Origin of the sequence: Kutzneria sp. NPDC051319, assembly GCF_040682195.1 — a bacterium.
Lineage (GTDB): Bacteria > Actinomycetota > Actinomycetes > Mycobacteriales > Pseudonocardiaceae > Kutzneria.
Window position 1 is genome coordinate 40814 of record NZ_JBFBAM010000066.1, and the last position, 11145, is coordinate 51958.

Annotated in this window: 10 protein-coding genes and 1 riboswitch; of the genes, 6 read left to right on the forward strand and 4 right to left on the reverse strand. The window is 70.1% G+C overall.

The features are described from left to right. Together tal and tkt are read right to left on the reverse strand one after the other, a co-directional pair. Nucleotides 1–1113, reverse strand: a complete 1113-nt coding sequence (gene tal, locus AB0M73_RS39345; protein WP_363902491.1) for a transaldolase — start codon at nucleotides 1111–1113, stop codon at nucleotides 1–3. Between the two features lie 2 nt (nucleotides 1114–1115). Next, the gene (tkt, locus tag AB0M73_RS39350; RefSeq protein WP_363902494.1) at nucleotides 1116–3212 is read right to left on the reverse strand and encodes a transketolase; all 2097 of its coding nucleotides are present in this window, start codon (nucleotides 3210–3212) and stop codon (nucleotides 1116–1118) included. Between the two features lie 320 nt (nucleotides 3213–3532). On the opposite strand from tkt, the gene AB0M73_RS39355 reads away from it, so the two are divergent. Next, nucleotides 3533–4471, forward strand: a complete 939-nt coding sequence (locus AB0M73_RS39355; protein WP_052394285.1) for a heme o synthase — start codon at nucleotides 3533–3535, stop codon at nucleotides 4469–4471. 176 nt (nucleotides 4472–4647) lie between these two features. Here AB0M73_RS39355 and AB0M73_RS39360 read toward each other — a convergent pair whose 3' ends face one another. Both AB0M73_RS39360 and AB0M73_RS39365 read right to left on the reverse strand, forming a co-directional pair. After that, a complete protein-coding gene (locus tag AB0M73_RS39360) occupies nucleotides 4648–5106 on the reverse strand; it encodes a hypothetical protein (RefSeq protein WP_363902497.1) in 459 nt (152 codons plus the stop codon). Further along, nucleotides 5103–5732, reverse strand: coding sequence for a sigma-70 family RNA polymerase sigma factor (locus tag AB0M73_RS39365; RefSeq protein WP_084579122.1), 630 nt, complete (start codon nucleotides 5730–5732; stop codon nucleotides 5103–5105). The genes AB0M73_RS39360 and AB0M73_RS39365 overlap by 4 nt, the downstream gene beginning before the upstream one ends. 155 nt (nucleotides 5733–5887) lie before the next feature. Between AB0M73_RS39365 and AB0M73_RS39370 the strand changes: the two genes are divergently transcribed. The 5 genes from AB0M73_RS39370 (at nucleotide 5888) to AB0M73_RS39390 (ending at nucleotide 11050) form a co-directional block, all read left to right on the forward strand. Beyond that, nucleotides 5888–6424, forward strand: coding sequence for an FKBP-type peptidyl-prolyl cis-trans isomerase (locus AB0M73_RS39370; protein ID WP_363902501.1), 537 nt, complete (start codon nucleotides 5888–5890; stop codon nucleotides 6422–6424). A 69-nt stretch (nucleotides 6425–6493) separates the two neighbouring features. Then, on the forward strand, nucleotides 6494–6703 hold the full coding sequence (locus tag AB0M73_RS39375; RefSeq protein WP_363902504.1) for a hypothetical protein: 210 nt from the start codon (nucleotides 6494–6496) through the stop codon (nucleotides 6701–6703). Beyond that, on the forward strand, nucleotides 6703–7452 hold the full coding sequence (locus AB0M73_RS39380) for a hypothetical protein (protein ID WP_363902507.1): 750 nt from the start codon (nucleotides 6703–6705) through the stop codon (nucleotides 7450–7452). Before AB0M73_RS39375 ends, AB0M73_RS39380 begins: the two co-directional genes overlap by 1 nt. Nucleotides 7453–7456: 4 nt before the next feature. After that, nucleotides 7457–7545: riboswitch (ZMP/ZTP riboswitch) on the forward strand. 31 nt (nucleotides 7546–7576) lie between these two features. Then, nucleotides 7577–8839, forward strand: coding sequence for a serine hydroxymethyltransferase (gene glyA / locus AB0M73_RS39385; protein ID WP_043716470.1), 1263 nt, complete (start codon nucleotides 7577–7579; stop codon nucleotides 8837–8839). A gap of 3 nt (nucleotides 8840–8842) precedes the next feature. After that, a complete protein-coding gene (locus AB0M73_RS39390) occupies nucleotides 8843–11050 on the forward strand; it encodes an ATP-dependent RecD-like DNA helicase (RefSeq protein WP_363902510.1) in 2208 nt (735 codons plus the stop codon). The last annotated feature ends 95 nt before the right edge of the window (nucleotides 11051–11145 follow it).

Consider the following 11145-nt stretch of genomic DNA (forward strand, 5'->3'; position numbering starts at 1 on the left):
TCAGCCCTTCGCCTTGTCGAGCTGGCCCTGCACGGTCTCGAGCAACTCGGCCCAGGACTTGACGAACTTGTCCACGCCCTCGGTCTCGAGCACGTCGTAGACGTCGTCGATGTCGATGCCGGCCTGCTCCAGCGAGTCGAAAAGCTCCTGCGCCTGCTCCTCGGTGCCGGACACCGTGTCGCCGCGCAGCTGCGCGTGGTCGGCCACCGCGTCCAGGGTCTTCTCCGGCATGGTGTTCACCACGTTGTCGACCACGAGCTCGTCGACGTAGCGGGTGTCGGAGTAGGCCGGGTCCTTGACACCGGTCGAGGCCCACAGCGGACGCTGCGCGTGCGCGCCGGCCGCGGCCAGCTCCTGCCAGCGCGGCGTGCTGAACGCGCCGACGTAGGCGGCGTAAGCCAGGCGGGCGTTGGCGATCGCGGCCTGGCCGAGCAGCGCCTCCGCCTCCGGGGTGCCGATGGCCTTGAGCCGCTTGTCCACCTCGGTGTCCACTCGGGACACGAAGAAGGACGCGACCGACTGGATGCCGGAGATGTCGTGGCCGTTGGCCTTGGCCTGCTCGATGCCGGCGATGTAGGCGTCCATGACATCGAGGTAGCGCTGCACCGAGAAGATCAGCGTCACGTTCACGCTGACGCCCTCGGCCAGGGTGCGGGTGATCGCCGGCAGGCCCTCTACGGTGGCCGGGATCTTCACCATCAGGTTGGGGCGGTCGACCGTCTTCCAGAGGTCGAGCGCCTGCGCCACGGTGCCGTCGGTGTCCTTGGCCAGACCCGGCTCGACCTCGATCGAGACCCGGCCGTCCTTGCCGCCGGAGGCCTGCCAGGTCTCCCGGAACACGTCGCACGCGTTGCGCACGTCGGTGGTGGTCAGCTCGCGCACCACCGCGTCGATGTCGGCGCCGCGGGCGGCCAGCTCACGCACCTGCTCGTCGTAGGCCTCGCCGTGGGACAGCGCGCTGGCGAAGATCGTCGGGTTGGTGGTGACCCCGACGACGTGCTTGTCCTTGATCAGGCCGACCAGGTTGCCGGTCTGCAGCCGGCTCCGCGACAGGTCGTCGAGCCAGATCGACACGCCGGCCTCGCTGAGCGCGGCCAGGTTGTTGGCGCTCATGATTACTTTCCCTCCACCTTGGCGATGCTGCGGCGTGCGGCCTCGACGACGTGCTCGGTCGTGAAGCCGAACTCGCGGAACAACGTCTGATAGTCGGCGGACGCCCCGAAGTGCTCGATCGAGACGATCTCGCCGTTGTCGCCGGCGAACCGGTGCCACGGCTGGGCGATACCCGCCTCCACCGTCACCCGCGCCTTCACGGACGGCGGCAGCACCTGGTCCCGGTAGGACTGGTCCTGCTCGTCGAACCACTCGACGCACGGCATGGACACCACACGAGTGGCAACGCCCTCGGCCTCGAGGACCTTCCTGGCCTCGACCGCGATCTGCAGCTCGGAGCCAGTGGCGATGATCACCAGCCGGGGCTCGCCGTCGGACGCGTCGGCCAGCACGTAGCCGCCCTTGGCCACGCCGTCGGCGTCCGTGCCCTCCAGCACCGGCAGGTTCTGCCGGCTCAGCGCCAGACCGGTCGGGTGGTCGTGCCGGGACACCAGGGCCCGCCACGCGAAGGCGGTCTCGTTGGCGTCGCCCGGGCGGACGAAGGCCAGGCCCGGGATGGCCCGCAGCGCGGCGTAGTGCTCCACCGGCTGGTGCGTCGGGCCGTCCTCGCCGAGGCCGATCGAGTCGTGCGTCCACACGTAGGTGACCGGGATGCCCATGATCGCGGCCAGTCGCACGGCCGGGCGCATGTAGTCGCTGAAGACGAGGAAGGTGCCGCCGTACGGGCGGGTCGGGCCGTGCAGCGCGATGCCGTTGAGGATCATGCCCATCGCGTGCTCGCGGATGCCGAAGTGCAGCGTCCGGCCGTACGGATTGGCGCTCCACTCCTTGGTGGAGATGGAGGTCGGGCCGAACGAGTCCGCGCCCTTGATCGTGGTGAGGTTGCTCTCGGCCAGGTCGGCCGAGCCGCCCCACAGCTCCGGCAGCACGTCGCCCAGCGCGGAGAGGATCTCGTTGGACGCCTTGCGGGTGGCCACACCCTTGGGGTCCGGGGTCCAGGTCGGCAGCTTCTCGGCCCAGCCGACCGGCAGCTCGCGCGCGGTCAGCCGGTCCAGCAGCGCCTTGCGCTCCGGGTTGGCCGCCGCCCACACGTCGAAGGACTTCTGCCACTCCACGTGGGCCGCGTTACCGCGCTCGACGGCCTTGCGGGTGTGGGCCAGCACCTCGTCGGAGATCGGGAACTTCACCTCGGGGTCGAAGCCGAGGATCTTCTTGATCTCGACGATCTCGTCCTCGCCCAGCGCGGCGCCGTGCGCCTTGCCGGTGTTCATCTTGGTCGGCGCGGGGAAGCCGATGATGGTGCGCAGCACGATGATCGACGGACGCTCGGTTTCGGCCCTGGCCGCCGCCAGCGCGTCCAGCAGGCCCTGCACGTTCTCGCCGCTCTCGACGACCTGCACGTGCCAGCCGTAGGCCTCGTACCGCATCGCGGTGTCCTCGGACAGCGCGATCGTGGTGTCGTCCTCGATCGAGATCTTGTTGTCGTCGTAGATCAGCGTCAGGTTGCCCAGCTGCTGCGTGCCGGCCAGCGAGGACGCCTCGGAGGTGACGCCCTCCTCGATGTCGCCGTCGGAGGCGATCACGTAGACGTGGTGGTCGAACGGGCTCCGGCCCGGCGCCGCGTCCGGGTCGAACAGGCCGCGCTCGCGGCGGGCCGCCATGGCCATGCCGACCGCGGCGGCCAGTCCGCTGCCCAGCGGGCCGGTGGTGATCTCCACGCCCGCGGTGTGGTGCACCTCGGGGTGGCCCGGGGTCTTGGAGCCCCAGGTGCGCAGCGCCTTGATGTCGTCCAGCTCCAGGCCGTAGCCGGCCAGGAACAGCTGCAGGTACAGGGTCAGGCTGGAGTGCCCGGCGGACAGCACGAACCGGTCCCGGCCCAACCAGTGCGGGTCGGTCGGGTCGTGCCTCATGACCCGCTGGAACAGGGTGTACGCGGTCGGGGCCAGGCTCATCGCGGTGCCGGGGTGGCCGTTGCCGGCCTTCTGCACAGCGTCGGCGGCCAGCACCCGGATCGTGTCAACCGCGCGCTTGTCCAGCTCGGTCCAGTCCTGGGGCAGATGGGCGGTGGTCAGCCGGGTGACTTCGTCGGTGTCGGACACGGACCTGAGCTCCCACTCTTCACGTCAGGCGGGTGGGCCGTGACGGCTGGTCGACCGGCTCTTGATCGATACCGTGAGCCGACCGTGCCCAGCCCATCCCGCACGCTTGCCTCGTCACGGCCAAGCCTAGTCCCGAGCTGCCGAATATGTGATCTCAACATGGCGGAGTGAGTGGTGACGGACCTCGCAACGACCCCACAAGAGCGCGGCGTCGGCACGCGGTTACGATTCATACGATCGGAGGGGGAGCCCCCGGTCCCCATTCTTGTCAACTGTCCGATTCGAGGAGCGAGATGCCGCCGGTGAGCCCCACACAGGGAATGCCTGGCAGCGCCGCCGTCGACGCCACCACCACACCCGGTCGCTCCGTGCGCGCGGTGCTCGGGGCCTACATCGCCCTGATGAAACCGCGCGTGATCGAACTGCTGCTGGTGACGACGATCCCAGCGATGTTGCTCGCACAGCGTGGAATTCCGTCGGTCTGGCTGGTGCTCGCCACCCTGCTCGGCGGCACCATGGCCGCCGGCAGCGCCAACGCGCTCAACTGCGTCTGGGACGCCGACATCGACGCGGTGATGAAGCGGACCAGGTCCCGGCCGCTGGCCAAGCACACCGTGCCGGTGCGCAACGCGCTGGTCTTCGGGCTGGCGCTGGGCGTGGCGTCCTTCGCCTTCCTGTGGCTGACCACGAACCTGCTGTCCGCCGTGCTGGCCGTGGTCACCATCATGTTCTACGTCCTGATCTACACGATGGTGCTCAAGCGGCGCACCGCGCAGAACATCGTGTGGGGCGGCGCGGCCGGCTGCATGCCGGTGGTGATCGGCTGGTCCGCGGTGACCGGCACGGTCGGCTGGCAGCCGCTGGTCATGTTCGGCGTCATCTTCTGCTGGACGCCGCCGCATTTCTGGGCGCTGGCGATGAAGTTCAAGGACGACTACGCCGCGGTGAACGTGCCCATGCTGCCGGTGGTGGCGACTCGGGAACAGGTTTCGCGACAGATTGTCGTCTACTCCTGGGCGATGGTCGTGCTGTCGCTGCTGTTGCTGCCCGCGACCAGTTGGATCTACGGCGTGTTCGCCGTCGTGTTCGGCGCGTGGTTCCTGGTGTTCGCCCACCGTTTGCACAATGAGGTGCGGCGGGGCCAGGAGGGCAACCCGATGAAGCTGTTCCATCTCTCCAACACGTATCTGATGCTCGTGTTCGTGGCCCTTGCCGCGGACGCGGTGGTCGGCCTGCCGGTCATCGGCCTGCCCTTCTGAATTTTTGCCGCGCGTTCCGCGCGGGGCGGGTTCGCCTTTAAGCCGGTGCCTTCCCTTGTCTCAGCTCGATCGATGGAAAGACTCGATCGAGCTGAGCCTGCGGTCCAGGCACCGGCGCGAACCCGCGATCGGTGGGTCAAGGGCGATCAATCGAGTGTTACCCCGCCTCGTTTGCTTCAGAGCGTGATGGACGGCGTGGTCAATGACACGTCCGTGGCGCTCACGACCAGGTGGGCCGGGCCGTGGCGAAGTCCGTTGATGGTGAACCGGCCGTGCACGTCGCTGCGGGTGCACAGGCGCTGGTCCTCGGTGCGCAGCTCCACATCGTGGCTGCCGGGCGGGGACAGCCGGCCGTCCATGCGCACCGTGCCGTCCCGGTTGACGCCGACCGACAGGCTGATGGTCAGCGCGTCGCTGTCGAAGGTGATGCGGCCGACATCCTCGGAGCCGGTGCGCTGCCGGCACACCGCGACCGACGGCGGCCCCAGGCGCAGGCCGTGCAGCGCGACGGCGCAGCGGACCCGCTCGACCAGGTCGGCGGGCGGCGGGTCGGCGGCCGTCCACAGGTCTCGCACGGCGGCCAGGATGCGCACGTCCAGCTCGTCGATCGGCTCGTCCGGTCGCAGCGAGGTCATCCCCACTCTCCTTCCGGGTCGGAAGTCAGCAGTTCCCGTAACTTGGCCAGGCACCGGCCGCGGGTCGGGCCGATGCTGCCGCGCGGCATGCCCAGTCGGGTCGCGACCAGGCCGTAGTCCGGGCGGGGTGTGAAGGCGACCACCCGCAACAGCTGCTGGCAGCGGGTGGACAGCTGGTCGACGGCCTTCCACAGCCGCCGGCGCTGGTCGGAGACCAGGGCCCGCTCGGCCGGCCCGTCGGTGGCGTCCAGCAGGTCGGCGAACGCCTCGTCGCTGGCCACGATCTCCTGTCGGTGCGCGTCCTTGGCTCGCCATGCCTCGCGCTTGGTGGCGGTCACCAGCCAGGCCGTCAGCGCGGCCGGGGTGTGGATGTCGGCCAGCGAGCGCAGCAGGTTCAGCCACGTGGTCTGCACCACGTCGGCGCAGCTGCCGGCGTCGAGCCCCTGGGCCCTGGCCACGTGCCAGAGCAGCGGCGTCAGCTCGACGATCAGCTGGTCCATGCCGCCGCGCGGGTCGGCGCGGGCGGCTTCGAGCAGGACGGCGATCTGGTCGTAGCGATTGCCCGAGTCCCCGTTGCCGGCGTCCCCGTTGTCCGAGTCTCCGTTGTCGGTGTCCCCGTCACCCATGTCGGTCGGTGGCCTTCCCGGTCCGTGCCGCGGGCGTCCCACCATTGCCCCCTCCGCTCCCTCGTCCTGGTAATCAGGGACGGATCGGCCGGGTGGGGATACCTACCGGTAGGTCACGAACAGGTAACGCGGCCGGCCCGTTAGGCTCGCTGACCATGCGCACAGCCGGCCTCGCGGCCCTGACTCTCGCCACCCTGCTCTCGGCGGCCGCCTGCGGCAGCTCGTCGAACGCCGGCAGCCAGCCGACCTCCACCGCGCCCACCAAGCCGTGCACGGCGGACGACATCCAGGTCGGCGGGGCCTTCGGCGCCAAGCCGACGATCACCGTGCCGAGCACCTGCCTGCCGCCCACCCAGCAGCTGAGCAAGGACCTCACGCCCGGCACCGGCGCCCAGGTCAAGGTGGGCGACTCCGTCGCCACCTACTACGACCTGGTGACCTGGTCGGACAAGCAGGAGGTCGACTCCTCCTGGGCGCACCAGCCCTTCCAGCCCTTCCCGGTCGAGCCCGTCGGCCAGGCCCCGGTCATCCAGGGCTGGAACGACGGTCTCGTCGGCATGAAGCAGGGCGGCCGCCGCCTGCTGATCATCCCGCCGGACAAGGGGTACGGCCCCGGCGGCAACCAGGGCATCAAGGGCAACGAGACGCTGGTGTTCGTGGTGGACGCCGTCACCGTCACCGCGGCCGGCTGACCAGGCCTGAGCTGGCAAAACGGCACCTGCGGTCCGGCCTGTCGGGGCCGGACCGTAGGGTGGGTGCTCGTGACCGGAGACGATGAGGAGGCCGAGTTCGTCGCGGACTCGGTGGCCGACCAGATGTACACCGTGTGCCACCACTGCGGGGGCATCGGCGAGGTGCCCATCCCGGTGCTGGCGGTGGTCGGCGGCGTCGGCCGCACCGCCACGGCCAACCGCACGTGTCCCGTGTGCGACACGAACGGCCGCCTGACGGGCATGGTGCCGCCGATCTGATGAGTGAGCCATTCCTCTCGATCGGGCTGATCGCACGGGACAAGTTCAGCGGGGCCGCCACGGCCCTGGCCGCGGCGGTGGCCGACCTGCCGCCCAACAGCGAGGTCGTGGTGCTGGATGCCGGCTATCCGGCCGCGCTGGCCGACCGGTTACGTGAGCTGGGCGGCAACCGGATTCGCTGGCAGGCCACGGAGCTGCACGCCAACACCAACCTGGTGTGGAACGAGTTCGTCGCGGCGAGCAGCGCGCGGCACGTGATGTGCGTGGAGAACGACGTCGAGCTGCGGCCGGGCGCGACGGCGGAGCTGATGGCCATGCTGGCCTCGGGCTACTGCGACGTGGCCGTGCCGGTGGTGCACGAGGACGAGGTCGGCAACCCGCACTTCGACCCGGCCCCGACCGGCGTCCGCCGCATCGTCACCCAGCTGGAGCGGCACTGCTTCGCCATGAGCCGGGCCACCGCGCTGCGGCTGGGCGCGCTGGACGAGCAGATGTGGTGCCGGACGGACCTGGACCTGGGGCTGACGCTCCAGCTGCACGGGCTGACCGTCGGCGTCACCCCCAACGCGACCGCGGTGTTCCGCCGCCGCCAGGAGGCCGTCGACCGCGACTTCTACGACCGCCGGTGGGACCTGGCCCGGGTGGCTGCGGCCAACGAACGGATGCGGGCCAAGTGGCGTATCGAACCCGCGGACGAGGCCTGCCGGCTGCGGGCCCTGCTTGAGGACAACCCGGGCGTCGCGGTTTAGGATCACTCAGCGTCGCGACTGGCGTGTTGGGGTGGAATCGACCACCGGGGAGCGACTGGGTACACGGTGGCGTCGCGCGCCTGGGTGTCAGCTGCCACAACCGCATCAACTCGGGAGTTTGACGATGCACCAGCCCGCACTCTCCGCACTGACCGCCGCCGATCCCGAACTGGCCGGACTCGTCGAGTCGGAGGCCAAGCGGCAGCACGACAAGATCCGCCTGATCGCCTCCGAGAACTACGTCTCCACCGCCGTGCTCGAGGCCACCGGCACCGTGCTGACCAACAAGTACTCCGAGGGCTACGCCGGCAAGCGCTACTACGAGGGCCAGCAGTTCATCGACCCGATCGAGCAGCTGGCCGTCCAGCGGGCCAAGGACGTGTTCGGCGTCGAGCACGCCAACGTGCAGCCGTACTCCGGCTCGCCGGCCAACCTGGCCATCTACCTGGCGTTCCTCAAGCCGGGCGAGACGGTCATGGGCATGGGGCTGCCCTCGGGCGGGCACCTGACCCACGGCTGGACGGTGTCGGCCACCGGCAAGTGGTTCAACGCCGTGCGCTACGGCGTGACCAAGGAGACCGGCCGCGTCGACATGGACGAGGTCCGCGACCTGGCCCTGGCCGAGCGGCCGAAGGTGATCTTCTGCGGCGGCACGGCCATCCCGCGCACCATCGACTTCCCGGCCTTCGCCGAGATCGCCCGCGAGGTCGGCGCGGTGCTGGCCGCCGACGTGGCGCACATCGCCGGCCTGATCGCCGGCGGCGCGCACCCGTCCCCGGTCGGCCACGCCAACGTGATCTCCACGACCACGCACAAGACGCTGCGCGGCCCGCGCGGCGCCATGCTGATGTCCGACGCCGAGCACGCCTCCGCGCTGGACAAGGCCGTGTTCCCCGGCCTGCAGGGCGGCCCGCACAACCACACCACGGCCGGCATCGCGGTGGCGCTGAAGGAAGCCGCCACCGACGAGTTCCGCACGTACGCGCACAACATCGTGGCCAACGCCAAGGCGCTGGCCGCGGCGCTGACCGAGCGGGGCTTCGACCTGGTCTCCGGCGGCACCGACAACCACCTGCTGCTGATCGACCTGACGTCCAAGAACGTGGCCGGCAAGCCCGCGGCCAAGGCGCTGGACCGGGCCGGCATCGAGCTGAACTACAACACGGTTCCGTTCGACCCGCGCAAGCCGTTCGACCCGTCCGGCATCCGCCTCGGCACGGCCGCGATCACCACCCGCGGCCTCGGCGTCGAGCAGATGCCGCAGCTGGCCACGTGGATCGACCGGGTCGTGACCGCGGCCGCCGACGGCGACGAGTCCGTGGTCGAGTCGACCGCGGCCGAGATCTCCGAGCTGCTGGCCGGCTACCCGATGCCGGGTTGGGCCTGATCCATGCCGGGCTCCGGTGACTCGCTCGGCTATGCCGTCGTCGAGGGGTCGCTGGAGCGGATCACCTACGCCAACGAGGAAACCGGTTATACCGTCGCCAAGGTCGACACCGGCCGCGGCGCCGGTGACCTGCTCACCGTCGTGGGATCGCTGCTGGGCGCGCAGCCGGGGGAGAGCCTCCGGCTGCGCGGCCGGTGGGGCAGCCATGCCCAGTACGGCAAGCAGTTCCTCGTCGACTCCTACAGCACGGTGCTGCCGGCGACCGTGCAGGGCATCCGGCGCTACCTCGGTTCCGGGCTGGTCAAGGGGATCGGGCCGCGGATCGCCGACCGGATCGTGGAGCACTTCGGGCTGACCGCGCTGGACGTCATCGAGACCGACGTCGGCCGGCTCATCGAGGTGCCGGGGCTGGGTCCCAAGCGCACCAAGCTGATCGCCGGCGCGTGGGAGGAACAGAAGGCCATCAAGGAGGTCATGCTGTTCCTGCAGAGCGTCGGCGTGTCGACGTCGCTGGGGGTGCGGATCTACAAGACCTACCGGGACGACTCGATCCGGGTGGTCAAGGAGGAGCCGTACAAGCTGGCCGCCGACGTGTGGGGCATCGGCTTCAAGACCGCCGACGTGCTGGCGCAGGCCGTCGGCATCCCGCACGACAGCCCACAGCGGGTGAAGGCCGGCATCCAGTTCACGCTGTCGGAGGCGTCCGGCGACGGGAACTGCTTTCTGCCGCAGGACGAGCTCGTGGCCAAGGCGGTGGAGATCCTGGAGGTCTCCAGCGTGCTGGTGGGGGAGTGCCTGCGGGAGCTGGTCGACGAGGAAGGCGTCGTCCGGGAGGAGCTGTTCGAGGGAGACCCGGCGGCGATCTACCTGGTTCCCTTCTACCGGGCGGAAATCTCGCTGGCCACGCAGCTGACCCGGCTGCTGGAGTCCGATGTGGACCGTATGTCGGCGTTCGCCTCCGTGGACTGGGACAAGGCCCTGGAGTGGCTGCGGCGGTCGACCGGGACGACGTTGGCGGTCGAGCAGGAGCAGGCGGTTCGGTTGGCGCTGACCGAAAAGGTCGCCGTGCTGACCGGGGGACCGGGCTGCGGCAAGAGTTTCACCGTGCGGTCCATCGTCATGCTGGCGAAAGCCAAGGGGGCCAAGGTGATGCTGGCCGCCCCCACCGGCCGGGCGGCCAAGCGGCTGGCCGAGCTCACCGGCGTCGACGCCGCCACCGTGCACCGGATGCTGGAGCTCAGGCCCGGCGGCGACGCGGCGTACGACCGGGACCGGCCGCTGGACGTGGACCTGCTCGTCGTCGACGAGGTGTCCATGCTGGATCTGTTGCTGGCCAACAAGTTGGTCAAGGCCGTGCCGCCCGGGGCGCATGTGCTGCTCGTCGGCGACGTCGACCAGCTGCCCAGCGTCGGGGCCGGCGAGGTGCTGCGGGACCTGCTGGCGGCCGAGCCCGTGCCGCGGGTGCGGCTCACCCAGATCTTCCGCCAGGCCCAGCAGTCCGGGGTCGTCACCAACGCCCACCTGATCAACTCCGGCCGTCAGCCCGTGACCGAAGGGCTGCCCGACTTCTTCCTGTTCGCCCAGGACGACACCGAGGCCGTGGCCGAGTTGACCGTCGACGTCGTGGCCAACCGCATCCCCCGCAAGTTCGGGCTCGACCCCCGCCGCGACGTCCAGGTGCTGGCCCCCATGCACCGCGGCCTCGCCGGCGCCGCCGCCCTGAACACCTTGCTCCAGGAGGCTTTGACCCCGTCCAAGCCCGGGCTGCCCGAACGCCGCTTCGGCGGCCGTGTCTTCCGTGTCGGCGACAAGGTCACCCAGATCCGCAACAACTACGACAAGGGCGTCGCCGGCGTGTTCAACGGCACCGTCGGCGTCGTGACCGCCTTGTCCGTCGAGGAGCAGACCCTCACCATCCGCACCGATGAGGACGAGGACGTCGACTACGAGTTCGGGGAGCTGGACGAACTCGCCCATGCCTACGCCATCACCATCCACCGCTCCCAGGGCAGCGAATACCCCTGCGTGGTCATCCCCATCACCACCAGCGCCTGGATGATGCTCCAGCGCAACCTGCTCTACACCGCCGTCACCCGCGCCAAGAAGCTGGTGGTCCTGGTCGGCTCCCGCCGCGCCATCCAGCAGGCCGTCCGCACCCCCTCCACCGGCCGCCGCTACACCGCCCTCTCCCACCGAATCCGCACCGCGTAGCCCCCGCGAGTAACGGGGGCCTGTGACGGCCGCTGTTGATGCGGGAAAATAGGCCGGCGTCCGTCCGGGACGCCGACGTGACTGTGATGCCTCGA